Below are 24,595 nucleotides of genomic sequence, written 5' to 3'. Positions count from 1 at the left end.
CTGGTCGGGCGGTGCCCGTCGGCGCTCAGCCGGTCGCGCCCTGGCCGGCGGGGCTAGCCGGTGACGAGACCGGCCGTCTCCTGGGCGCACACCCACGCCACCGTGACGCCCGCCCCCACCGTGCCGTGTTTCGAGGGAGCTCAGTCCGTCGGGTGGTGGCAGAGGGAGCTCAGATGGCCGGACGGTGCCCGTCGGCGCTCAGTCGGTCGCGCCCTGGCCGGCGGCGCTAGCCGGTGACGAGTCCCGCCGCCTCCCTCGCGCACCCCCACGCCACGGTCACACCCGCCCCGCCGTGCCCGTAGTTGTGCACCAACTCCCCGCCCCAGGGCTCCCGTTCACGCTCGATGCGTACAGCGGGGCGCGTCGGCCGCAGTCCCACGCGGTGCCCGATCACCCGTGCCCCCGCGATCTCGGGCCGCACCGCCGCACACCGCTCCACGATCGCCCGCGCCACCTCGGGATCCGGCGTGAGCGACCACGCGTCCTCCTGCGCGGTGCCACCCAGGACCAGCCGTCCGGGCTGCGGGAAGAAGTACGTCGACGTCGCCTCGGAATGTCCCGCGGCCACGAACCAGGTGGTCACCCCGGAGTTCTCGACGAGGACGAGCTGCCCGCGCAGCGGACGTACCGACGGGTCGGGTACGAGCGTGCGGGCGTCGAGGCCGGTGCAGTTGATCACGACCGGCGCCTCCGCTCCCGCCTCTGCGAGGTCCGCCACCTCGCGTATCTCCACGCGGCCGCCCGCCGCGACGAACGACTCCCGCAGCCACTCCAGATGCACCGGCATGTCGATCAGCGGAAGCCGCGCCCACAGGCCGTCGCCGCCCGCGTACTCCGCCCGGGTCGCCGGACGCAGCCCCGCCACCTCGGCCGCCCACGGCCCGAGCTCGTCGAGCCGGGTGTCCGCGTGCACACCCTCGGCCATGCGCACCCCGGTACCCGGCCGCCCCGCCAGCTCCTCGTACACCCGCAGGGACCGCACCGACCACGCGCCCACGCGCTCCACCGGGTCGATCCGGTACGGCCACCAGAGCGCGCCCGCGACCGCCGACGTCGTCAGGGCGGTGGGATCCCGCGTCCAGACGCGCACGCGCCGCCCCATGCGTACGAGTTCGAGGGCCGTCGTAAGGCCGACGACCCCGCCACCGACCACGATCACATCGCCGCTCGCGTCACTGTCCACGGGGCGGACGGTAGCGGACGGGATGCGCTGCCGTGCTCACATCGGTGTGCTGCCGTGCTCACATCAGGGAGCGTGGGCTCACGCGGCCGGCAGGTGACGACAGGCTCTAGGATCGACGATCTGATGACTGCCACTCTCGTAGCCAAGAACCTCGCCGCCGGGCACGGCGACCGTTCCCTGTTCTCCGGGCTCGACCTCGTGGTCGCGCCCGGCGACGTGATCGGGCTCGTCGGCGCCAACGGCGCCGGGAAGTCCACCCTCCTCAAGCTCCTCGCCGGGCTCACCACCCCCGAGCAGGGCGAGCTGCGCCTGTCGCCGCCCGGCGCCACCGTCGGGCACCTGCCCCAGGAGCCGGAGCGCCGGCCCGGCGAGACCGTGCGCGAGTTCCTCGCCCGCCGCACCGGCGTCGACGCCGCACAGCGCGCGATGGACGAGGCCACCCAGGCACTCGTCGACGGGGCACCCGGGGCGGACGACGCGTACTCCGTGAGCCTGGAGCGCTGGCTCGACCTCGGCGGCGCCGACCTCGACGAGCGCGCCGAGGAAGTCACCGCGTCCCTCGGCCTCGGCGTCGGACTCGACCAGGAGATGACGTCCCTGTCCGGCGGCCAGGCCGCCCGCGCGGGCCTCGCCTCCCTGCTGCTCTCCCGCTACGACGTGTTCCTCCTCGACGAGCCCACGAACGACCTCGACCTGGACGGCCTGGAGCGCCTGGAGTCGTTCGTGCGCGGGCTGCGCGCGGGCACGGTCGTCGTCAGCCACGACCGCGAGTTCCTGACCCGCACCGTCACCAAGGTCCTGGAGCTGGACCTCGCCCAGCAGCAGATCAACCTCTACGGCGGCGGCTACGAGGCCTACCTTGAGGAGCGCGACACCGCCCGCCGGCACGCGCGCGAGGAGTTCGACGAGTACGCCGACAAGAAGGCCGCCCTCGAAGGCCGCGCCCAGATGCAGCGCGGCTGGATGGACAAGGGCGTCAAGAACGCCCGCCGAAAGGCCACGGACAACGACAAGATCGGCCGCAAGTTCCGCAGCGAGGCCAGCGAGAAGCAGGCCGCGAAGGCCCGCCAGACGCAGCGCATGATCGAGCGGCTCGACATTGTGGAGGAGCCGCGCAAGGAGTGGGAGCTGCGCATGGAGATCGCGGTTGCGCCGCGCTCCGGCTCCGTCGTCGCCACCCTGCGCGACGCGGAGGTGCGGCGCGGGGACTTCACGCTCGGACCGGTCTCGCTCCAGATCGACTGGGCCGACCGCATCGCGATCACCGGCGCGAACGGCGCGGGGAAGTCGACGCTGCTAGGCGCGCTCCTCGGCCGGGTGCCGCTGGACGCGGGCAACGCGACGCTCGGTTCGGGTGTCGTCGTCGGCGAGGTCGACCAGGCCCGCGCCCTGTTCCACGGCTCCGAGGCGCTGCTCGAAGCGTTCTGCGCGGCCGTACCGGACACGGAACCGGCCGACGTACGCACACTGCTCGCGAAGTTCGGCCTCAAGGCCGACCACGTGCTGCGGCCCGCGGTCACGCTGTCGCCGGGCGAGCGCACGCGCGCGGCGCTGGCCCTGCTCCAGGGCCGGGGCGTCAACCTGCTCGTCCTCGACGAGCCGACCAACCACCTTGACCTGCCCGCGATCGAACAGCTGGAGTCGGCGCTCGACTCGTACGAGGGCACGCTGCTGCTGGTCACCCACGACCGCCGAATGCTGGACGCCGTCCGCACGCAGCGGCGCCTGGAGGTGGCTGAGGGCAGGGTGAAGGAGCTTTCGCCGTGAGGTCGGGGGCCGCCGGACGTGGGTCTCCCTGACGGGGGTCGCCCTGACGGGTGGGCGTGCTGACGGGGTTGCGGTGACGTGGGGTCGCGGCTGACGGGTGGGCGCGCTGACGTGCGCGTGCTTACGTGGGGTCGCGGGTGACGGGTGGGCGCTGACGGGGTCGCGCCGATGGGCGGCGGGTGCTGACGGGGTTGCGCCGACGGGTGGGCGCTCTGACGCGCGGGCGCGTTGACCTGCGGGCGTGCTGTCGGGGTCGTGCTGACGTGGGGGTGCCCTGACGTGGGGTTGCGCTGACGTGGGCGTGCTGTCGGGCGGGCGCGTTGACCTGCGGGCCCTCTGACGGACGGGCGCGCTGTCGGGGTCGCGCCGACGCGCGTGCCCTCCGACGCGCGCCCCCTCCGACACGTGCCGGCCGGGGCCGGTCACCCGCGGTGTCATCCGCGTGGTGACCGGCCCCGAGCGCGTCAGCGTCCCTTCGGGTCGAGCAGGCCCGCGCGGCGCAGTGCGTCGGCCATCTCGCTGTTGGCGGGCGCGGGGGCGGACGCACCGCCACGCCGCTGGCCCTGGCCCTGGCCCTGACCCTGCCCCGAGCCCTGCTGGCGTCGGCCCTGGCCTTGTCCCCGGCCCTGGCCCGAACCCTGCCCCTGACGCTGCTGGCGCTGCTGGGGCGGGCGCCCGCCGCGCTCCCTGCGACCGCCGCCGGCACCCGAGCCGGAGCCCTCGCCACCGGCCGCCGCCGCCTCGTCGTCGAGACGCAGCGTCAGCGAGATCCGCTTGCGCGGGATGTCCACGTCGAGGACCTTCACCTTGACGATGTCACCCGGCTTCACGACGTCCCGCGGGTCCTTCACGAACGTCTTCGACATCGCGGACACGTGCACGAGCCCGTCCTGGTGCACACCGACGTCCACGAACGCGCCGAACGCCGCCACGTTCGTCACGACACCTTCGAGGACCATCCCGGAGGCCAGGTCGGAGATCTTCTCCACGCCGTCCTTGAACGTCGCAGTCTTGAAGGCCGGCCGCGGGTCGCGCCCCGGCTTCTCCAGCTCCCTCAGGATGTCCGTCACCGTCGGCAGACCGAACTTGTCGTCCACGAAATCGGCCGCGCTGAGCGACCGCAGCGCCGCCGCGTTCCCGACCAGGGACGCGACCTCGCCGCCCGTCGACTTCACCATCCGCCGCACCACGGGGTACGCCTCCGGGTGCACGGACGACGCGTCCAGCGGGTCGTCACCGCCCCGGATCCGGAGGAAGCCCGCGCACTGCTCGTACGCCTTCGGGCCGAGCCTGGCCACGTCCTTGAGGCCCTTGCGGGACGTGAACGGGCCGTTGGCGTCGCGGTGCGCCACGATGTTCTCCGCGAGGCCCGAACCGATGCCGGACACCCGGGCGAGCAGGGGAGCGGACGCCGTGTTCACGTCCACGCCCACGCCGTTCACACAGTCCTCGACGACCGCGTCCAGGGAGCGCGACAGCTTCACCTCGGACAGGTCGTGCTGGTACTGGCCGACGCCGATCGACTTGGGGTCGATCTTCACCAGCTCCGCGAGCGGGTCCTGGAGACGGCGGGCGATCGACACGGCGCCGCGCAGCGACACGTCCATGTCGGGCAGCTCCTGCGAGGCGAAGGCCGACGCCGAGTACACGGAGGCGCCCGCCTCCGACACCGTCACCTTGGTGAGGCTCAACTCCGGGTGCTTGGTGATCAGTTCACCCGCGAGCTTGTCGGTCTCACGGGACGCCGTGCCGTTCCCGATCGCGATCAGGTCGACCTTGTGCTCCTGGGCGAGCCGGGCCAGCTTGGCCAGCGCCTCGTCCCACCGGTTCGCCGGCACGTGCGGGTGGATGACGTCCGTCGCGACGACCTTGCCCGTCGCGTCGACGACGGCGACCTTCACGCCCGTACGGAAACCGGGGTCGAGGCCCAGCGTCGCGCGCGTGCCCGCCGGGGCGGCGAGCAGCAGGTCCCGCAGGTTCGCCGCGAAGACCTGCACGGCCTCGTCCTCGGCTGCGGTACGCAGACGAAGGCGCAGGTCGAGACCGAGGTGCACGAGGATGCGGGTGCGCCAGGCCCAACGCACCGTGTCGCCCAGCCACTTGTCGCCGGGCCGCCCCTGGTTCCTGATCCCGAACCGGTCCGCGACGATGGCCTCGTACGAGGACGGAGTCCCGGCCTCCGTCGGCTCCTCAGGCTCTAGGTTCAGTTCCAGAATCTCCTCCTTCTCGCCGCGCAGCATCGCGAGGATGCGGTGGGAGGGGAGCGCGGTGAAGGGCTCGGCGAAGTCGAAGTAGTCGGCGAACTTAGCGCCCGCCTCCTCTTTGCCCTCGCGGACCTTGGCGGCGAGCTGGCCGCGGCCCCACATGCGCTCACGCAGCTCGCCGATCAGGTCGGCGTCCTCGGAGAAGCGCTCGGTGAGGATGGCGCGGGCGCCGTCGAGCGCGGCCTGCGCGTCGGCGACACCCTTGTCGGCGTCGACGAACGCGGCCGCAGCGGCGGCCGGCTCCACCGACGGGTCCCCGAGCAGCCCCTCCGCCAGCGGTTCGAGGCCCGCCTCGCGCGCGATCTGCGCCTTGGTGCGGCGCTTCGGCTTGAACGGCAGGTAGATGTCCTCGAGGCGCGCCTTCGTCTCGGCGGCGTTGATCTGGGCCGCCAACTCGTCGGTGAGCTTGCCCTGTTCACGGACCGAGTCGAGGATGGCCGCGCGCCGGTCCTCCAGCTCCCGCAGATACCGCAGCCGCTCCTCGAGCGTGCGCAGCTGCGCGTCGTCGAGCATCTCGGTCGCTTCCTTGCGGTAGCGCGCGATGAACGGGACGGTCGAACCGCCGTCGAGCAGCTCGACGGCAGCCTTCACCTGCCGCTCCCGTACGCCGAGCTCCTCGGCAATCCTGCCTTCGATGGACCCCGTGATGGGACCTGCGCTGGATGTCGCCACGATGCCGTACCGCCTTCTCAACTGAGGGTGCGCGGCAATTGTGGCAGGTGGCGGTGACAAGTGTGGGGAGCGCACCGGCCTGAGCGCCCGGCCCACCACCTGGCCCGTCGCACGGTCCTGCGCCCGGCCCGGCGCACAGGCCGCCGCATGGGCCGGCGCCGGGACTGGGCTCGGGCGACCACTCCGCCGGGCGGCTCCCAGGTGACGAATCAGCCGGGCGGCGACTCGGGCGGCCTCGCCCGGCCGCACTCGGATAACCCTCCCGCCCGGCCGACTTCCCGCCTAGCGGCGCTCAGCCAACCTTTCTCGCCGGGTGGCTCCCAGGCCGCAGACCCGGCCTCAGGCCGCCTTGCCGATCAAGTCCGCCGGGAACGCCCCCGCGCGCAGAGCCGCGACCGTGAAGCCCGTCGCCAGCTCCGTCAGTCGGGTCACGGCCGCCTCGCCCAGGTGGGCGTACGGTGCCAGGTCGAGGCGGTCGGTCTCCGCCTCCAGGTTGTGGCGCAGTGCCACGCCCCGTTCGGTCAACTCGCCGTCCGCGTCCAGGATCTTGCGCTCGCGGAGCCGGTCGGCGGCCGCGTCGAACTCCTCGCGGGTCCAGCCGCGCGTGACCAGCAGCCACTTCGGGGCCATGCCCTTGCCGGTCGCCACATGGCTCACCAGCGCCTCGACGGGGTCGAGATCGGCGGCGATCAGCGCGGCGATGTGCCCGTCACCGCGGTGTTCCCGCAGCAGCGTGGCCGCGTGCCAGTACGCGAGGTGCGGTTCCTCCGGCACGGGCAGGTCGGCGTGGGCGGCGTACAGCGGCCGGGCGTGGCGCGTGCACGCCTCCGTGGCGCGCAGTGCGAGCTCGGCGGCCTCCGCCATCTCGGGGGAGGCCAGCACCTCGTCACCCAGGAGCCTGCGCAGCGTCGAGTCGACGGCACGCGCGCGTGCCGCGAGGACGGTCTCCGGGGAGGCCGCCTCCCACACGGCCGGCACATGCCGGGCGACGAACTCGTGCTTGAAGTTGTAGAACGTCGCCGTCACGGTCCCGGCGCCGACGGCCCCCATCGCCGCCGCACGCACGGCGAAGTACGCCGCGTTGCCGTCGGTGACCCCGACGGCGGCCAGCTCCTTGCCCAGGTCGGGCGAGAAGTAGTGCGTCGAGTGGAAGGGGTTGAGCATGTCGTGACAGCGCCGGGCGGCACGCGCCCCGGACGACGGGTCAGTAGTCATACGCGTACGTTACCGACTGGTTGGTACGCCGGGAAGTCGTGAGGCAGGGGAGCCCATCGCCCTACACAGTCCACGTGAACCGAGGCTTCCGCCGCTCCAAGAACGCCGCCACCCCCTCCGCCGTATCCGCACTGCCGCGCGCTTCCTCGGCCCAATGTGCGGCCCGGTCCACGTGCCCGTCGATGAATTCCTTCGCCGCCGCCTGCGTCAGCTGTGAGCGCTCGCCGAGGATTCGGGTGAACTCCCCGACGCGCTTGTCCAGTTCGGCCTCGGGGAGCACCTCGTCCACGAGTCCGGTCCGCTGGGCGCGTTCCGTGCCGATCAACTCGCCCGAGAACAACAGGTACTTGGCCGTCGCGGGGCCCACCAGGGACGCGAGGCGACGCGTCGAGCCCGCCGGGTAGACGATCCCCAGCTTCGACGGGGTGACCCCGAACAGCGCGGTCTCGGCCGCGAAGCGCAGGTCACAGGCCGCCGCGAGCTGGCAGCCGCCGCCCACGCAGTACCCGCGCACCGCGGCGAGCGTCGGCTTGGCGAAGGCCGCGAGCGCCTCCTCGGCCGCGACGGCGAGTTCCTGCGCCTGCGACCCGGACGAACCGAGCGTCGAGATGTCGGCGCCCGCGCAGAACGTCCCGCCGGCCCCCGTCAGCACGAGCACCCGCACCGCCGGATCGGCTTCCAGCGCGGCGAGCAGCGGCGGCAGCGAGCGCCACATGTCGTCCGTCATGGCGTTCCGTTTGGCGGCGTTGTCGATGACGACGGTGGCGACGCCGTCCGTGACCGTGTGCGTGAGCTGCGGCGATGAGTGCGACATGGGCGGATGCTATCCACCGGTCTCGAACGTACGATCAGCAAGGGGGCGGTCACGAGGAGGCGTTGATGGCACGGTCCCACCACAAAGACCCTGACCCGGCCCGGACGTCGAAGCAGCTGCTGCGCGGCTTCGGGTGGCTCGCGGGCCTCGGCTGCATCCTCGTACTTGCCGGACTCGTGGGCCTTGTCTATACGGGCCTGGCCACGCTGACGTCGATGCTCCTCTTCGGCTGGCTGCTGCTCGTCGGCGGGATCGTCGGCCTGCTGCACGCCGTGCAGGCGCGCGGCACCAGCTTCTTCTGGCTGAGCATCGTCGTCGCCGCGCTCAACCTCGCCGCCGGCACCGTGGTGATCCGTCACCCGGAGGGCTCGGCCGAGGCGCTCACGATGTTCGCGGCGCTGCTTTTCCTGACGGGTGGTGTGTTCCGGCTCGCCGGCGGGATCGTGGTGCGCGGGCCGCAGTTCGGCTGGACGCTGGTGCAGGGCGCGTTCGACCTGCTGCTCGGCGTCCTGGTCCTCGGCAACTGGCCGAGCAGCAGCCGCTACGTCATCGGCGCCTTCGTCTCGCTCGCCCTGCTCTTCGACGGCCTGGGTCTGCTGGCCACCGGGCTCGGCGGCCGGCGCGTGGTCGGCCTTATGACGCCGCAGGAGGCCCCCAAACCCGTACAACCTGAAGAGCCATGGAAGACGGCACAAGACGGCCAGGATCGGTCGCACACCTGACGGCGTTGTACGTCAGTGGTCAAAAAGCGTCGATAGTCGATGAGTTCTGATCAGTCTGGCGGTACGGACCAGCGGAGTCCCAACACTCTTTGCGTGGTGACAATCGAGCGCAAGGGCGGCGACCGGACGATGAGCGGTCAGGGGGGCGGGCCTCCCGATCAGCCATCGGGCGGGCCGCTGCCGTACGAGGGGGTCTGGCGCTTCACCGCGCAGGCCGTCGACGCGTCCGTGCCGCAGGCCCGGCACGCCGTCCGCGACCTGCTGGTCCGCCAGGGCGTACCGGTCTCGGACGACCTCGTCCAGGGGCTCCTGCTCATCGTCTCCGAGCTGGTCACCAACGCGGTACGGCACGCAGCCCTGCTGTCACCCGTCCTCGCGGTGGAGGTCGCGGTCGGCGCCGAGTGGGTGAGGGTCTCCGTCGAGGACGAGCACCCCTACCGCCCGACCGCCCTGGAAGCCACCGACGGGCAGACCGGCGGACGCGGCCTGCTCCTCGTACGGGAGATCACCAGCGAGGCCGGCGGGGTGTGCGACGTCGAGCACACCGCGAGCGGGGGCAAGGTCATCTGGGCCGCCCTGCCCCTCAAGCCCGCGGGCACGTTCTAGGGCCTGTCGTCAGGTTCCCGCCTGTGTGGCGAGGCGACGACAGGCCCTGGTCGGTCACCAGCCCGCGGACGGCCCCGTCAGCTCCCTGACCGCGGGCCGCGCCGCGTCGAGCACGGTCATGAACCACGCCGAGAACGGGTCCTTCTCGTGCCGCTCGGCCAGCTCCTGCGCCGTCACGAACGCCGTCTCACCCACCTCGGAGGGGTCCGGGCGCAGCTGAGCCTGGACCATCCCCACGAACAGGTGGTTGAACTCCTGCTCCACAAGCCCCGAGTCGGGGTCCGGGTGGTTGTAACGCACCGTCCCCGCCTCGGCGAGCAGCGACGGCGAGATCCCCAGCTCCTCATACGTCCTGCGCGCGGCCGCGGCGAACGGCGCCTCGCCGGGGTACGGGTGCCCGCAGCACGTGTTCGACCACACGCCGGGGGAGTGGTACTTGCCCAGGGCGCGCTGCTGGAGCAGCAGCCGGCCCTTCTCGTCGAAGAGGAACACGGAGAACGCTCTGTGCAGCTGACCGGGCGCCTGGTGCGCGGCCAGCTTCTCCGCGGTGCCGATCGTCCTGCCGTCCTCGTCCACGAGTTCCAGCAAGATCGCTTCTCCGGTGCCGTTCGACGAAATGTTCGCCGTGGTGGCAGGTGTGGTCGGCATACCCATCCTTCACTTCGGTCCTCGAACCTCAAGTCTGCCGTACATCGCAGACACTCCGGGCACTTCGAAAGAGGCCGGAAAGGTGATCGTGCCCCGCCGGACCGGAGTGGAATCGTCCGCCGCGCCAGGGAGAATCAGTGGCAGAGCTTGGCCTCGTGCTCGGCGTGGCCCACCGGCTCCAGCTGGAACGTGCAGTGCTCGACGTCGAAATGGACGCCGAGGCAGCCCTGGAGCTCGTGCAGCATCTTCTCGTGCCCGATCGTGTCCAGGGCCTCCGAGCTGACGACCACGTGTGCGGACAGGACCGGCATACCCGAAGTGATGGTCCAGGCGTGCAGGTCGTGGACGTCCAGGACGCCCGGCAGCGCCACGATGTGCGCCCGCACCTCCGCGATGTCGACGTCCTTGGGGGCAGCTTCGAGCAGCACGTTCAGCGTCTCCCGCAGCAGCTTCACGGTCCTCGGCACGATCATCAGGCCGATCGCGAGCGAGGCGATCGGGTCGGCGGCCTGCCAGCCGGTGGTCAGGATGACCGTCGCCGAGATGATCACCGCCGCCGAGCCGAGCGCGTCCGCCGCCACCTCGAGGAAGGCGCCGCGTACGTTCAGGCTCTCCTTCTGGCCGCGTACCAGGATCGACAGCGAGATCATGTTCGCCACGAGGCCGATCACGCCGAAGACGATGGTCAGGCCGCCCTCGGTGTCGGCGGGAGTGATGAACCGCTGGATCGCCTCGACGAGCACATAGCCGCCGACGCCGAGCAGCAGCAGGCAGTTGGCGAGGGCCGCCAGGATCTCCGCGCGGGCGAAGCCGAAGGTGCGCTGGTCGCTCGCGGGCCGGTTCGCGAAGTGGATCGCGAGGAGCGCCATGCCGAGTCCGAGCGCGTCGGTGGCCATGTGGGCGGCGTCCGCGACCAGGGCGAGGGAGTCCGCGAGGAGACCGCCGAAGATCTCGACCACCATCACGGTGAGCGTGATGCCCAGCGCTATGCGCAGCCGGCCCACATGGGCGGCCGATGCCGTACCCCCCGTGGGTCCGTGGCTGTGCCCGTGATCGTGTCCGGCCCCCATGGAAACCGCCCTCCGTAAGTTCGTCGGCGCACCCGGAAACGGGTCACACCCGCCCCCGCGGTCACAGTGAACTACGGGGAGGGGGTATCCGCAAACACTGCACTGAACACCGTTGTCATGTGCCCTGACCTGCGGAAATGGGTGCAGGTCAGAGAGGTGTGGCCCCTGGGTGCGCTGCGGACGCAGGCCCGCCCACGCCGACCGTCACCCGGCGACTGCTACGGCCGCCGGCCCGCCCACGCCGGCCGTCACTCGGCGGCAGCCGCGGACGCCGGCCCGCCCACCCCGCCAGTCACCCGGCGTCAGCCTGAGGGTGGCGCAGGCACCAGCCCGCCCACGCCGACTCGACCATCTCGCGCACCCCGCGCGTGGTCGACCAGCCCAGCTCCTTCGCCGCGAGTTCGGCGGACGCCACCGCGCGCGGGGAGTCGCCCTCCCGGCGCGCTTCGACGACGGCGGCCCGCGGGTCGCCGGTGACCTCCGAGATCACGTCGACGAGCTCACGCACGGAGACGCCCGTGCCGGAGCCGATGTTCACCGTCAGATCACCCGTCGCACCCGGAGCGCCGATCCGCCGCGCGGCCGCCAGATGCGCCTCGGCGAGATCGGCGACGTGCAGATAGTCACGTACGCACGTGCCGTCCGGCGTCGGATAGTCGTCGCCGAAGATGCGGGGGGCCTCTCCGTGGCTCAGGCGGTCGAAGACCATCGGGATCACGTTGAAGACGCCGGTGTCCGCGAGCTCGGGGGAGGCGGCGCCCGCCACGTTGAAGTAACGCAGGCACACGGTCGCCATGCCGTGCGCGCGGCCCGCCGCCCGCACCAGCCACTCGCCCGCGAGCTTCGTCTCGCCGTAGGGGCTCATCGGCACGCAGGGGGTGGTCTCCGTGATGAGGTCCACATCGGGGTTGCCGTACACGGCCGCAGAGGAGGAGAAGACGAAGCGCCGGACTCCGGCCTCGGCCACCGCGTCCAGGAGTACGGCGAGGCCGCCCACGTTGTCGCGGTAGTAGAGCTCGGGCCGCTCCACGGACTCACCGACCTGCTTGTGCGCCGCGAGATGCACCACACCGGTCACCGCGTGCTCCGCGCACACCCGCTTCAGCAGAGCGGGATCGTTGACCGACCCCCTGACCAGCGCGACGCCCGCCGGCAGCCGCTCGGACACCCCGGTCGAGAGGTCGTCGAGGACGACCAGCTCCTCCCCGGCACCGGCCATCGCCCGCGCCACGTGTGCTCCGATATATCCCGCGCCACCAGTGATCAGCCATGTCATGGGGGACCACCCTAGGGCCTCTCGTTCGGACCGGGCCGGGCTCGCGAGGGCCTGGCACCACACCTCGCGGCGTTGGCGGCGGTCGCCGAATCGCCCAGCTCTCGACCGAGCCCGAGCCGGGGGCACCCCCATCGCGCGGGGCCCCTCCTCCGCCTTGCGACGCACGGCACCAGACCCCGCCAAAGACAGGCCCCAGGCACTGCGCCGCACCCCCCGGGACGGTGGCGGTTTGTGGGCCGGGGCCTTGATCGACAATGATGTGCCGGGCGGTCGCGCCGACGCAGACCGCGCTTATCGGGCCGTAAACGGGCGGTGAACGTCCGCTTCTCATCATCCGATAGCCTCTGCCGACGAGCCGCCCGGCCGCTCTCGGCCCGAGGCGCCCCCACCACGCCTGTGCCCTGCCGCGCCGGCGTGCAGCAGGCAATCCAAGGAGTGAGTTCGTCTGTCGACCGCCATCGTCACCGGCCAGCCGGTACCCGGGTCGTCGCTCGAGGGCGATCTGCGGTCACTCGGCTTCGACGTGCGGCTCGCCCCCGACGCCGCGCAGGCGGGGACGGCGCTCGCCGCGGTCCCGGCCGGAGAGCGGGTCGCACTCGTCGACGCGGGCTTCGTGGGCCACACCCACTCCCTGCGCCTCGGCCTCACCGACCCCCGCTTCGCCGCCTCGGCCGTCCCCGGTGCCGTCTCCGTACAGCCCGCCGCCCGGGAGGCGCTGACCGCCGCCCTGCGCGACACCGCCGCCGAACCGGCCGCGGAGTCCGGCATACGGGCCGGCACGCTGACCGGCGCCCTCGCCGACCGCGTCGCCGAGCGCCTGATCACGTCCGGCACCGACGTGCACCGGCCCGAGCTCGGTGAGCTCGTCGCCGCCGTGCCCGCCGACCCCCAGTCCCGCAACGAGGCCCGCCAGGCCGTCGCGGCCGTCGACGACGAGGCGATCCGGCTGCGTACGGCGGTCAAGGCCCGCGACGGCTTCTTCACGACCTACTGCATCAGCCCGTACTCCCGCTACATCGCCCGCTGGTGCGCCCGGCGCGGACTCACCCCGAACCAGGTGACGACCGCCTCGCTGTTCACCGCGCTGATCGCGGCGGGCTGCGCGGCCACGGGCACCCGCCTCGGGTTCGTCGCGGCGGGGCTCCTCCTCCTCTTCTCCTTCGTCCTGGACTGCACGGACGGGCAGCTCGCCCGCTACTCGCTGCAGTACTCGACGCTCGGCGCCTGGCTCGACGCGACCTTCGACCGCGCCAAGGAATACGCCTACTACGCGGGCCTGGCGCTCGGCGCCGCCAACGCGAACGGCGACGACGTCTGGGCGCTCGCGCTCGGCGCGATGGTCCTCCAGACCTGCCGGCACGTCGTGGACTTCTCCTTCAACGAGGCGAACCACGACGCGACCGCCAACACCAGCCCCACCGCCGCCCTCTCCGACCGGCTCGACAGCGTCGGCTGGACGGTCTGGGTGCGGCGCATGATCGTCCTGCCGATCGGCGAACGCTGGGCCCTGCTCGCGGTGCTCACCGCGTTCACGACGCCCCGCATCACGTTCGTCGTGCTGCTGATCGGCTGCGCCCTCGCGGCGACGTACACGACCGCCGGCCGCGTCCTGCGCTCGCTCACCCGCCGGGCCACCCGCACCGACCGGGCCGCGCGGGCCCTCGCGGATCTCGCCGACAGCGGGCCGCTCAGCGAGCTCCTGCGGCGCGCGGTACGCGGTGTGCCTCGTCACATGGGACCGTCGCTCGGCGCCGTGGGCGCACTCGTCGTCGTCCTCGCCACGTCCCTGTCCGGCTACGGCAGCTGGTGGCCCGTCCTCGGCGCCGCCGTCTACGCGCTGACCTCCGCCGCGGCCGTCGCCCGCCCGCTCACGGGCCCGCTCGACTGGCTGGTTCCGCCCTTCTTCAGGGCCGCCGAATACGGCACGATCCTGCTCGTCGCCGCGAAAGCGGATGTGCACGGAGCGTTGCCGGCGGCTTTCGGACTGGTTGCCGCAGTCGCCTACCATCACTACGACACGGTGTACCGCATCCGCGGTGGCACCGGCGCGCCCCCGCACTGGCTGGTCCGTGCGATCGGGGGACATGAGGGCAGGACGCTGGTGGTCACCGTGATCGCCGCGCTGCTCACCGCCACAGATTTCACTGTCGCGCTCACGGTCTGCGCCGTGCTCGTGGCGCTGGTGGTGCTCGTCGAGAGCATCCGCTTCTGGGTCGTCTCCGCCCGCCGCGGGGCGCCCGCCGTTCACGATGAAGGAGAACCCGCATGATCGGCCTCGTCCTGGCCGCCGGCGCAGGCAGCCGGCTTCGCCCCTACACCGAGACGCTTCCCAAGGCGCTCGTGCCCGTCGTGGGCGAGGGCACCGAGAACGAGCTCTCCGTCCTCGACCTCACCCTCAAGAACTTCGCCGAGATCGGCCTGACGGAGGTCGGCATCATCGTCGGCTACCGCAAGGAGGTCGTCTACGAGCGCAAGGCCGCCCTCGAGGCGAAGTACGGGCTGAAGCTCACGCTGATCGAGAACGACGTGGCCGAGAAGTGGAACAACGCCTACTCCCTGTGGTGCGGCCGTGACGCCATCAAGCACTCGGTGATCCTCGCCAACGGCGACACCGTGCACCCGGTCTCCGTCGAGAAGACCCTGCTCGCCGCCCGCGGCGACGGCAAGAAGATCATCCTCGCGCTCGACACGGTGAAGAACCTGGGCGACGAGGAGATGAAGGTCGTCGTGGACCCCGAGAAGGGCGTCCAGAAGATCACGAAGCTGATGGAGCCGGCGGAGGCCACGGGCGAGTACATCGGCGTGACCCTCATCGAGGGCGAGGCGGCCGACGAGCTCGCCGACGCCCTGAAGGCCACGTACGAGCGTGACCCGCAGCTGTACTACGAGGACGGCTACCAGGAGCTCGTGAACCGCGGCTTCCAGATCGACGTCGCGCCGATCGGCGACGTCCCGTGGGTCGAGATCGACAACCACGAGGACCTCGCCAAGGCCCGGGAGATCGCGTGCCAGTACTGACCCGGCTCATGCCGAGCCCGGTCGTCGTCGACATCCGGGCCGGCGCGCTGGACGACCTCGCCACCATCCTCACCGACCAGCGCATCGCCCCCACCGGCAAGCTCGCCTTCGCGATCAGCAACGGCGCTTCCGGCGGTGTCCTCAAGGAGCGGTTCGCCCCGGCCTTCCCGGGCGCGGACTGGTTCGACGACGCCGACGGCACCATCGACGGCGCGGTCAAGCTCGCCGACTCGATAAAGAAGGCGGGCCGCTACGACGCGGTGGTCTCGCTCGGCGGTGGCAAGGTCGTCGACTGTGCGAAGTACGCGGCGGCCCGGGTGGGCCTGCCGCTGGTGGCCGTCGCCACCAACCTCGCGCACGACGGTCTGTGCTCGCCGGTCGCGACGCTGGACAACGACGCGGGCCGCGGCTCGTACGGGGTGCCGAACCCGATCGGCGTGGTCATCGACCTCGACGTCATCCGGGACGCCCCCGCGCGGTTCGTCCGGGCCGGCATCGGCGACGTGATCTGCAAGATCTCCGCCGTCGCGGACTGGGAGCTCTCGCACGAGGTCAACGGCGAGCAGGTCGACGGCCTGGCCGCCGCCATGGCCCGGCAGGCCGCGCACGCGGTGCTCCGGCACCCGGGCGGCATCGGCGACGACGACTTCCTCAGCGTGCTCGCCGAGTCGCTGGTGATGTGCGGTCTCGCGATGTCCGTCGCCGGTGACTCGAGGCCCGCCTCGGGCGCCTGCCACGAGATCTGCCACGCCTTCGACCTGCTCTTCCCCAAGCGCAACGCGCAGCACGGGGAGCAGTGCGGGTTCGGCGGAGCGTTCGCCACGTTCCTGCGCGGTGATCACGACACCGCGAAGGAGATGGTCGCCACGCTGCGCCGCCACGGGCTGCCGGTTCTCGCCAAGGAAATGGGCTACAGCGACCAGGACCTCGTGGACGCGGTGCTCTTCGCCCCGCAGACGCGCCCCGGCCGCTACACGATCCTCGAACATCTCGACCTCAATGCCGATCAGATCAGGGACGCATACGCCGACTATGCAAAAACCATCGGTAGCTGAGCTCCGCCCGGTCGTTCACCCCGCCGGGGTGAAGGACCGGCGGAGCGGCGAGCACTGGGGCGGCCGGCTCTACATGCGCGAGATCTCGCTGCGTGTGGACCGGCACCTCGTGAACACCAAGGTCACGCCCAACCAGCTGACCTACCTGATGACCGTGTGCGGAGTCCTCGCGGCTCCCGCGCTGCTGGTCCCGGGTGTCTGGGGTGCCGTCCTCGGCGTCGTCGCGGTGCAGCTGTACCTGCTGCTCGACTGCGTCGACGGCGAGATCGCCCGGTGGCGTAAGCAGTACTCGCTGGCCGGTGTGTGGATGGACCGCGTCGGCGCGTACCTGACCGACGCCGCCGTCCTCGTCGGCCTCGGTCTGCGCGCCGCCGACCTGTGGGGCACCGGCCGGATCGACTGGCTGTGGGCCTTCCTCGGCACGCTCGCCGCGCTCGGCGCCATCCTGATCAAGGCGGAGACGGACCTGGTCGGCCTCGCCCGTGCGGCCAGCGGCAAGGAGCAGGTCAAGGAGGCCGCGTCCGAGATGCGCTCCTCCGGCATGGCGCTGGCCCGCAAGGCCGCCGCCGCGCTCAAGTTCCACCGCCTCATCCTCGGCATTGAGGCGACGCTGCTGATCCTGGTCCTCGCGATCGTCGACCAGATCCGGGGCGACCTGTTCTTCACGCGTCTCGGCGTCGCGGTGCTCGCCGGCATCGCCGTGCTGCAGACCCTGCTGCACCTGGTGTCCATCCTCGCTTCGAGCAGGCTCAAGTGAGTACGCCGATGAAGGTCGGCGCGGTGATCATCACCATGGGCAACCGCCCCGAGGAGCTGCGCGCCCTCCTCGACTCCGTCGCCAAGCAGGACGGCGACCGGGTCGAGGTGGTCGTGGTCGGCAACGGCTCCCCGGTTCCCGACGTACCAGCCGGAGTCCGTACCGTCGAACTGCCCGAGAACCTGGGCATCCCGGGCGGCCGCAACGTCGGCATCGAGGCGTTCGGGCCCGGTGGCACCGACGTCGACGTGCTGCTGTTCCTCGACGACGACGGCCTCCTGCCGAACACCGACACCGCGCAGCTGTGCCGCGAGGCCTTCGAGGCCGACCCGGAGCTCGGCATCATCAGCTTCCGGATCGCCGACCCGGACACTGGCGTCACCGCGCGCCGGCATGTCCCACGGCTGCGCGCCGCCGACCCGATGCGCTCCTCGCGCGTCACGACGTTCCTCGGCGGCGCCAACGCGGTGCGCACCAAGGTCCTCGCACAGGTCGGCGCCCTGCCCGCCGAGTTCTTCTACGCCCACGAGGAGACCGACCTCGCCTGGCGTGCCCTCGACGCGGGCTGGCTGATCGACTACCGCGCGGACATGGTGCTGCACCACCCGACGACGGCTCCCTCGCGGCACGCGGTCTACCACCGCATGGTCGCCAGGAACCGCGTCTGGCTCGCGCGCCGCAACCTGCCCGCGCTCCTCGTGCCCGTGTACCTGGGTGTCTGGCTGCTGCTCACGCTGGCCCGCAAGCCTTCCGGACCCGCCCTCAAGGCATGGTTCGGCGGGTTCAAGGAGGGCTGGACGAGCCCCTGCGGCCCGCGGCGCCCCATGAAGTGGCGCACGGTGTGGCGCCTGACCCGACTGGGCCGGCCTCCGATCATCTGACAAGCTCGTGTCCGTGAGCATCCGGCCCATACCCGGTCCCTGACTGCCGCGGCCGGTGACCAGGCCGCGCACTTTGAAGACGGAAGTTTCCACCAGTGAGTGACACAACGCACGACGGCGGTGTCGCGGTGACCCCGCGCCCGTCGCCCGACGACGGGCTCTCCCCGGCCGACCTGGCCGCCAAGTACGGTCTGACCGTCAGCGGCGCGAGGCCCGGCCTGTTCGAGTACGTCCGCCAGCTGTGGGGGCGGCGTCACTTCATCATCGCCTTCTCGCAGGCGAAGCTCACCGCCCAGTACAGCCAGGCCAAGCTCGGCCAGCTCTGGCAGGTGGCGACGCCGCTGCTGAACGCGCTCGTCTACTACTTGATCTTCGGCCTGATCCTGGGCGCCGACCGGGGCATGGGGAAGGACGTCTACATCCCGTTCCTGGTGACCGGGGTCTTCGTCTTCACCTTCACGCAGTCCTCGGTGATGGCGGGCGTTCGGGCGATCTCCGGCAACCTCGGCCTGGTGCGCGCGCTGCACTTCCCGCGCGCCTCGCTGCCCGTCTCGTTCGCGCTGCAGCAGCTCCAGCAGCTGCTGTTCTCGATGATCGTGCTGTTCATCGTGGCGGTGGCCTTCGGCAGCTACCCGAGCCTCGCGTGGCTGCTGATCATCCCGGCCCTGGCGCTGCAGTTCCTCTTCAACGTCGGCCTCGCCCTGATCATGGCGCGGGCCGGTTCCAAGACCCCGGACCTCGCGCAGCTGATGCCGTTCGTGATGCGTACGTGGATGTACGCGTCGGGCGTCATGTTCTCCATCCCGATCATGCTCAAGGGCAAGCCGGGCTGGATCGCCGACGTGCTGCAGTGGAACCCGGCGGCCATCTACATGGACCTGATGCGCTACGCCCTCATCGACGGCTACCCGCGCGAGAACCTGCCGCCGCACGTCTGGGCGGTCGCGCTCGGCTGGGCGGTCCTCGTCGCACTCGGCGGCTTCGTGTACTTCTGGAAGGCTGAGGAGCGCTACGGCCGTGGCTGACGACAACACCAACCTCTCCGGGGCGCACATCCCCACCGTCATCGCCGACGGGCTGCACATCGTCTACCGCGTCAACGGCGCGAAGACGGGCAAGGGCAGCGCCACCTCCGCCCTGAGCCGCATCATCAAGCGCGGCGACGAGCGCGGCGTCCGCAAGGTGCACGCGGTCAAGGGCGTGTCCTTCACGGCGTACCGCGGCGAGGCGATCGGCCTGATCGGTTCGAACGGCTCGGGCAAGTCGACCCTGCTGCGCGCGATCGCCGGGCTGCTGCCCGCAGAGAAGGGCAAGGTCTTCACCGACGGCCAGCCCTCGCTCCTCGGTGTGAACGCGGCGCTGATGAACGACCTGACGGGCGAGCGGAACGTCATCCTCGGTGGACTCGCGATGGGCATGTCCCGCGAGCAGATCAAGGAGCGTTACCAGCAGATCGTCGACTTCTCGGGCATCAACGAGAAGGGCGACTTCATCACGCTCCCGATGCGTACCTACTCCTCCGGCATGGCGGCCCGTCTGCGCTTCTCCATCGCGGCCGCCAAGGACCACGACGTCCTGATGATCGACGAGGCCCTGGCGACCGGTGACCGCAAGTTCCAGAAGCGGTCGGAGGCGCGCATCCGTGAGCTGCGCAAGGAGGCCGGCACGGTCTTCCTCGTGAGCCACAACAACAAGTCGATCCGCGACACCTGCGACCGGGTCCTGTGGCTGGAGCGCGGCGAACTGCGCATGGACGGCCCGACGGCCGAGGTGCTCAAGGAGTACGAGAAGTTCACGGGCAAGTAGCCGGGCTGTCGGCGGGGCATCGGGGGAGGTCCGGGGTGTCCCGGGCAACCCTCCCCACCCGTTCTGCGTCTCAAGGCCCCGCCGGGCTGTCCTCGGCGGGGCCTGGACGCATGTAGACGGCAATTGATTCGGACCCCGGCGGTCCGGGGGTGGTTGTACAACGTAAGCTGTACCGGTCCCGATTCGCGGCAAAGGGGCGATAATGCGCGACACTCTGACCCAGGGGCCGGTATGCCCTGCATAAGGCCGAGCGGCGTGTCCGAAATAGGATGTTTTAGGTCAGCGGTGTAGAACGGGAGATGTGACGGCAATGGCTATGGAAACTCTCCAGCTCCACGATGCTTTCGCCGTCCTCGTACTGGGCAGCGCGTGGTGACGGGGCGCTCCGGGGCGCCCGCCGGATCCCCGGCCGGGGCGACGCTCGACAAGGCCGCCGACGAGAATTTTCCGGTGGCCCCCTTCTTCCTGCCGCGCGACTGGCGCGACGACCTGATGGCGGTCTACGGCTTCGCCCGGCTCGTCGACGACATCGGTGACGGCGACCTCGCACCCGGCGGCGCGGACGCCCGCCTCCTGGGCGTGTCACCCGAACGGGCCGATGCCGACCGTCTCGCGTTGCTCGACGCCGTCGAGGCCGACCTGCACCGCGTCTTCGACTCGACCCCGCACCACCCGCTCCTGCGCGCACTCCAGCCCACCGTGCACCGCAGCGGCCTCACACCCGAACCCTTCCTCGGCCTCATCCAGGCCAACCGCCAGGACCAGCTCGTCACGCGCTACGAGACGTACGACGACCTCCTGGCCTACTGCGAGCTCTCCGCCAACCCCGTCGGGCGGCTCGTCCTCGGGGTCACCGGCACCTCGACCCCGGAACGCGTCCGGCTCTCGGACGCCGTGTGCACCGGCCTGCAGATCGTCGAGCACCTCCAGGACGTGCGCGAGGACCTGCGGCGGGGGCGCATCTATCTGCCCGCCGAGGACATGAAGCGTTTCCACGTCCAGGAGTCCGACCTCGCCGCCGCCACGACCGGCGCATCGGTGCGCGCCCTGGTCGCGTACGAGGCCGAACGCGCCCTCGGACTCCTGAATGAAGGGACCCCCCTGGTGGGTAGCGTCCACGGCAGGCTGAAGCTGCTGCTCGCCGGGTTCGTGGCCGGGGGGAAGGCGGCGGTCGCGGAGATCGCCGCCATGATGTACGACGTACTTCCTGGACCGCCCAAGCCCACCAAGCTCCGGTTGCTGCGTGAGGTGGGAGCGACTCTGCGAGGAGAGGGGTGAGCCGCACCGTGGAGTCAGACCAGCACGTGTCGGCAGCGGTACTCGCCGCGTACAGCTACTGCGAGACCGTCACCGGACAGCAGGCACGCAACTTCGCCTACGGCATCAGGCTGCTGCCGACGGACAAGCGCCGCGCCATGTCGGCCGTGTACGCGTTCTCGCGCCGTGTCGACGACATCGGCGACGGAGCGCTGCCGCCCGAGGTCAAGGCCGAACGGCTCGACGAGACGCGGGCGCTGCTCACCCGCGTCCGCGAGGGCGGCGTGGCCGAGGACGACACCGACCCGGTGGGCGTCGCCCTCGCGCACGCCGCGCGCCGCTTCCCGATCCCGCTCGGCGGCCTCGACGAACTCATCGACGGCGTCGTCATGGACCTGCGCGGCGAGACGTACGAGACCTGGGACGACCTCAAGGTCTACTGCCGCTGCGTCGCGGGCGCCATCGGCCGCGTCTCCCTCGGCGTCTTCGGCACGGAACCCGGCGCACGCGGTGCCGAGCGCGCCGCCGAGTACGCCGACACCCTGGGCCTCGCGCTCCAGCTGACCAACATCCTGCGCGACGTGCGCGAGGACGCGGCCAACGACCGCACCTACCTGCCCGCCGACGACCTCGCCAAGTTCGGCTGCTCGGCCGGGTTCGACTCACCCACGCCGCCGCCCGGCTCCGACTTCGCGGGCCTCGTGCACTTCGAGGTGCGCCGCGCCCGCGCCCTGTTCGTCGAGGGCTACCGGCTCCTGCCGATGCTCGACCGGCGCAGCGGCGCGTGCGTCGCCGCCATGGCAGGGATCTACCGGCGCCTCCTCGACCGCATCGAGCGCGAGCCCGAGGCCGTCCTGCGCGGCCGCGTCTCCCTCCCCGGCCGGGAGAAGGCGTACGTCGCCGTGCGCGGACTGTCCGGACTGGACGCCCGCAGCGTCTCCCGGCAGCACCTCAGGAGGCGCGCCTGATGGGCGTCCCGGACAGAGTGCGCCCTGTGGGTGCCCACGACGCGACCGGAGGGGAGGGCGTATGAGCGCCGGGAACATGCCCGACGGGCCGGCCGGCTCCGGTCGGCAGAGTGCCGTGGTCGTCGGCGGAGGCCTCGCCGGGATCACGTCCGCCCTCGCGCTCGCCGACGCGGGCCTCGACGTCACGCTGCTCGAAGGGCGCCCGCGGCTCGGCGGTCTCGCGTTCTCCTTCAAGCGCGGCGACCTGACCATCGACAACGGCCAGCACGTGTACCTGCGCTGCTGCACCGCGTACCGCTGGTTCCTTGACCGGATCGAGGGCACGGAGCTGTCGCCGCTCCAGGACCGGCTCGACGTCCCCGTCCTCGACGCCGACCGGAACCGGCTCGGCCGGCTCCGGCGCAACGCTCTGCCCGTGCCGCTGCACCTCGCCGCCAGCCTCGCCACGTACCCGCACCTCTCGCTCGCGGAGCGCGCCAACGTAGGACGCGCCGCGCTCGCGCTCAAGGGGCTCGACCTGGCCGACCCGGCACTCGACGAGCAGAACTTCGGGAGCTGGCTCGCCGCGCACGGGCAGTCGCCGCGCGCCGTCGAGGCGCTGTGGGACCTCGTCGGCGTCGCCACCCTGAACGCCCCCGCCGGCGAGTCCTCGCTCGCCCTCGCCGCCATGGTCTTCAAGACCGGGCTGCTGTCCGAAGCGGGCGCCGCCGACATCGGCTGGGCGCGCGTCCCCCTCGGCGAACTCCACGACACCCTCGCCCGCAAGGCCCTCGACGACGCGGGCGTACGCACCGAACTCCGCACCCGCGTCAGCTCCATCTCCCGTACGGAGAACGGACGTTGGACCGTCGAGATCCCCGGCGAGCACATCACGGCCGACGCCGTCGTCCTCGCCGTACCCCAGCGCGAGACGTACGACCTGCTGCCCGACGGCGCGCTCGACGACGCGGAGCGGCTGCTCGCCATCGGGACCGCGCCGATCCTGAACCTGCACGTCGTCTACGACCGCAAGGTCCTCAAGCGGCCCTTCTTCACGGCGCTCGGCTCGCCCGTGCAGTGGGTCTTCGACCGTACGGAGGCCTCCGGGCTCACCGAGGGCCAGTACCTCGCCGTGTCCCAGTCCGACGCGCACGACGAGATCGACGAGCCCGTCGCCGTGCTGCGCGAGCGGTACCTGCCCGAGTTCGAGCGGCTGCTGCCCGCCGCGCGGGGCGCCAAGGTCCTCGACTTCTTCGTCACCCGGGAGCGCACGGCGACCTTCGCGCCGGCCCCCGGGGTCGGCGCCCTGCGGCCCACGGCCCGCACCAACACCCCCGGCCTGTACCTGGCCGGCGCGTGGACCGCCACCGGGTGGCCCGCGACCATGGAAGGCGCGGTGCGCAGCGGTGTCAGTGCCGCCGACGCCGCGCTCGCCGCACTCGACCGCCCACGCGGTCATCTGTTCCGGGAGGCGGCATGAAGCTCGATCTCCAGGGGGCGGACCAGCCGGCCCCCGGCGACGCAACAAAAGGAGACCCTGTGCCCGCTGTGCCCTCGGCCCAACCGGCCGCCGACGCGGTGGACGTGACCGCGCTGCTCGAGCGCGGCCGGACCCTGTCCACACCGGTGCTGCGGGCCGCCGTGGACCGCCTCGCGTCCCCGATGGACACCGTCGCCGCATACCACTTCGGCTGGATCGACGCGCAGGGCAACCCGGCGGCCGGCGACGGCGGCAAGGCCGTACGCCCCGCGCTCGCAGTGCTGTCCGCGCAGGTCCCGGGCGCGGCACCCGAGGTGGGCGTGCCCGGCGCGGTCGCCGTCGAGATGGTGCACAACTTCTCGCTGCTGCACGACGACCTGATGGACGGCGACGAACAGCGCCGGCACCGGGACACCGTGTGGAAGGTGCACGGCCCGGCGCAGGCCATCCTCGTCGGCGACGCCCTCTTCGCCCTGGCCAACGAGGTGCTGCTCGAACTCGGCACCGTCGAGGCGGGCCGCGCCACGCGCCGCCTGACCGCCGCGTCGCGCGCCCTGATCGACGGTCAGGCGCAGGACATCAGCTACGAGCACCGCGAGCGGGTCACCGTCGAGGAGTGCCTGGAGATGGAGGGCAACAAGACCGGCGCCCTCCTCGCCTGCGCCTCCTCCATCGGCGCCGTCCTCGGCGGCGTCGACGACCGCACCGCGGACCAGCTGGAGAAGTACGGCTACCACCTCGGCCTCGCCTTCCAGGCCGTGGACGACCTGCTCGGTATCTGGGGCGACCCGGAGGCCACCGGCAAGCAGACCTGGAGCGACCTGCGCCAGCGCAAGAAGTCCCTCCCGGTCGTCGCCGCGCTCGCCGCGGGCGGCCCCGCGTCCGAGCGGCTCGGTGAACTGCTCGCCGCCGACGCCAAGAGCAACGAATTCGACAGCTTCTCCGAGGCGGAGTTCGCGGCCCGCGCCGCCCTCATCGAGGAGGCGGGCGGCCGCGACTGGACCGCCGACGAGGCACGCCGCCAGCACGCGATCGCCATCGAGGCCCTGGACTCCGTCGAGATGCCGGAGCACGTGCGGGCCCAGTTCGTGGCGCTCGCCGACTTCGTCGTCGTACGGAAGAGATGACGGAAGAGATGATCGTGATCGGCCACATAC

The 24,595-nt window shown here is 71.7% G+C and carries 21 protein-coding genes; 14 read left to right on the top strand and 7 right to left on the bottom strand.

The window, feature by feature from the left end; translation table 11 throughout:
- Positions 1–226: 226 nt before the first annotated feature.
- Positions 227–1,183 (bottom strand): FAD-dependent oxidoreductase, encoded by a 957-nt coding sequence (locus ABZ893_RS03200; protein ID WP_361395811.1) that lies wholly within the window; start codon positions 1,181–1,183, stop codon positions 227–229.
- Between the two features lie 123 nt (positions 1,184–1,306).
- On the opposite strand from ABZ893_RS03200, the gene ABZ893_RS03195 reads away from it, so the two are divergent.
- Positions 1,307–2,950, top strand: a complete 1,644-nt coding sequence (locus ABZ893_RS03195; RefSeq protein ID WP_361395809.1) for an ABC-F family ATP-binding cassette domain-containing protein — start codon at positions 1,307–1,309, stop codon at positions 2,948–2,950.
- Between the two features lie 464 nt (positions 2,951–3,414).
- Here the strand turns inward: ABZ893_RS03195 and ABZ893_RS03190 are convergent, their stop codons facing one another.
- The 3 genes from ABZ893_RS03190 to ABZ893_RS03180 all read right to left on the bottom strand — a co-directional run bounded on the left by ABZ893_RS03190 (position 3,415) and on the right by ABZ893_RS03180 (position 7,915).
- Entirely contained in the window at positions 3,415–5,886 is a 2,472-nt protein-coding gene (locus ABZ893_RS03190) for a Tex family protein (protein ID WP_361395807.1), read from the bottom strand.
- 339 nt (positions 5,887–6,225) lie between these two features.
- Positions 6,226–7,101, bottom strand: a complete 876-nt coding sequence (locus ABZ893_RS03185; RefSeq protein WP_361395805.1) for a hypothetical protein — start codon at positions 7,099–7,101, stop codon at positions 6,226–6,228.
- A gap of 61 nt (positions 7,102–7,162) precedes the next feature.
- A complete protein-coding gene (locus tag ABZ893_RS03180) occupies positions 7,163–7,915 on the bottom strand; it encodes an enoyl-CoA hydratase/isomerase family protein (protein ID WP_361395802.1) in 753 nt (250 codons plus the stop codon).
- 65 nt (positions 7,916–7,980) lie between these two features.
- On the opposite strand from ABZ893_RS03180, the gene ABZ893_RS03175 reads away from it, so the two are divergent.
- Together ABZ893_RS03175 and ABZ893_RS03170 are read left to right on the top strand one after the other, a co-directional pair.
- Entirely contained in the window at positions 7,981–8,637 is a 657-nt protein-coding gene (locus tag ABZ893_RS03175; RefSeq protein ID WP_361395798.1) for a DUF308 domain-containing protein, read from the top strand.
- A 129-nt stretch (positions 8,638–8,766) separates the two neighbouring features.
- A complete protein-coding gene (locus tag ABZ893_RS03170; protein ID WP_361396108.1) occupies positions 8,767–9,243 on the top strand; it encodes an ATP-binding protein in 477 nt (158 codons plus the stop codon).
- Between the two features lie 54 nt (positions 9,244–9,297).
- Here the strand turns inward: ABZ893_RS03170 and idi are convergent, their stop codons facing one another.
- The 3 genes from idi to galE form a co-directional block, all read right to left on the bottom strand.
- Complete coding sequence (gene idi / locus ABZ893_RS03165) at positions 9,298–9,891, bottom strand: isopentenyl-diphosphate Delta-isomerase (RefSeq protein WP_361395794.1); 594 nt, start codon at positions 9,889–9,891, stop codon at positions 9,298–9,300.
- Positions 9,892–10,025: 134 nt separating this feature from the next.
- Positions 10,026–10,961 (bottom strand): cation diffusion facilitator family transporter, encoded by a 936-nt coding sequence (locus ABZ893_RS03160; RefSeq protein WP_361395792.1) that lies wholly within the window; start codon positions 10,959–10,961, stop codon positions 10,026–10,028.
- A 292-nt stretch (positions 10,962–11,253) separates the two neighbouring features.
- The gene (gene galE / locus ABZ893_RS03155) at positions 11,254–12,237 is read right to left on the bottom strand and encodes a UDP-glucose 4-epimerase GalE (RefSeq protein WP_361395789.1); all 984 of its coding nucleotides are present in this window, start codon (positions 12,235–12,237) and stop codon (positions 11,254–11,256) included.
- Positions 12,238–12,682: 445 nt separating this feature from the next.
- Between galE and ABZ893_RS03150 the strand changes: the two genes are divergently transcribed.
- The 11 genes from ABZ893_RS03150 (at position 12,683) to ABZ893_RS03100 (ending at position 24,565) form a co-directional block, all read left to right on the top strand.
- Positions 12,683–14,506, top strand: coding sequence for a DUF5941 domain-containing protein (locus ABZ893_RS03150; protein WP_361396105.1), 1,824 nt, complete (start codon positions 12,683–12,685; stop codon positions 14,504–14,506).
- Entirely contained in the window at positions 14,503–15,255 is a 753-nt protein-coding gene (locus ABZ893_RS03145) for a phosphocholine cytidylyltransferase family protein (RefSeq protein WP_361395786.1), read from the top strand. The genes ABZ893_RS03150 and ABZ893_RS03145 overlap by 4 nt, the downstream gene beginning before the upstream one ends.
- A complete protein-coding gene (locus tag ABZ893_RS03140; RefSeq protein WP_361395783.1) occupies positions 15,243–16,310 on the top strand; it encodes an iron-containing alcohol dehydrogenase family protein in 1,068 nt (355 codons plus the stop codon). The genes ABZ893_RS03145 and ABZ893_RS03140 overlap by 13 nt, the downstream gene beginning before the upstream one ends.
- Complete coding sequence (locus tag ABZ893_RS03135) at positions 16,288–17,067, top strand: CDP-alcohol phosphatidyltransferase family protein (protein WP_361395779.1); 780 nt, start codon at positions 16,288–16,290, stop codon at positions 17,065–17,067. Before ABZ893_RS03140 ends, ABZ893_RS03135 begins: the two co-directional genes overlap by 23 nt.
- Positions 17,064–17,948 (top strand): glycosyltransferase, encoded by an 885-nt coding sequence (locus ABZ893_RS03130; RefSeq protein WP_361395776.1) that lies wholly within the window; start codon positions 17,064–17,066, stop codon positions 17,946–17,948. The genes ABZ893_RS03135 and ABZ893_RS03130 overlap by 4 nt, the downstream gene beginning before the upstream one ends.
- A gap of 95 nt (positions 17,949–18,043) precedes the next feature.
- The gene (locus ABZ893_RS03125; RefSeq protein WP_361395773.1) at positions 18,044–18,973 is read left to right on the top strand and encodes an ABC transporter permease; all 930 of its coding nucleotides are present in this window, start codon (positions 18,044–18,046) and stop codon (positions 18,971–18,973) included.
- Positions 18,966–19,754: an ABC transporter ATP-binding protein gene (locus tag ABZ893_RS03120; protein WP_361395770.1), complete on the top strand. Its 789-nt coding sequence runs from the start codon at positions 18,966–18,968 to the stop codon at positions 19,752–19,754. The genes ABZ893_RS03125 and ABZ893_RS03120 overlap by 8 nt, the downstream gene beginning before the upstream one ends.
- 372 nt (positions 19,755–20,126) lie before the next feature.
- Positions 20,127–21,032: a squalene synthase HpnC gene (gene hpnC, locus ABZ893_RS03115; protein ID WP_361396102.1), complete on the top strand. Its 906-nt coding sequence runs from the start codon at positions 20,127–20,129 to the stop codon at positions 21,030–21,032.
- Positions 21,029–21,979 (top strand): presqualene diphosphate synthase HpnD, encoded by a 951-nt coding sequence (hpnD, locus tag ABZ893_RS03110; RefSeq protein WP_361395767.1) that lies wholly within the window; start codon positions 21,029–21,031, stop codon positions 21,977–21,979. The genes hpnC and hpnD overlap by 4 nt, the downstream gene beginning before the upstream one ends.
- Positions 21,980–22,040: 61 nt before the next feature.
- Positions 22,041–23,438, top strand: a complete 1,398-nt coding sequence (gene hpnE, locus ABZ893_RS03105) for a hydroxysqualene dehydroxylase HpnE (RefSeq protein WP_361395764.1) — start codon at positions 22,041–22,043, stop codon at positions 23,436–23,438.
- Positions 23,435–24,565: a polyprenyl synthetase family protein gene (locus tag ABZ893_RS03100; RefSeq protein WP_361395761.1), complete on the top strand. Its 1,131-nt coding sequence runs from the start codon at positions 23,435–23,437 to the stop codon at positions 24,563–24,565. Before hpnE ends, ABZ893_RS03100 begins: the two co-directional genes overlap by 4 nt.
- The last annotated feature ends 30 nt before the right edge of the window (positions 24,566–24,595 follow it).

This window comes from Streptomyces sp. NPDC046821 (assembly GCF_040645335.1).
GTDB lineage: Bacteria > Actinomycetota > Actinomycetes > Streptomycetales > Streptomycetaceae > Streptomyces.
The sequence above is the reverse complement of the archived record's forward strand: the minus strand, read 5'-3'. Positions and strand labels throughout refer to the sequence as shown.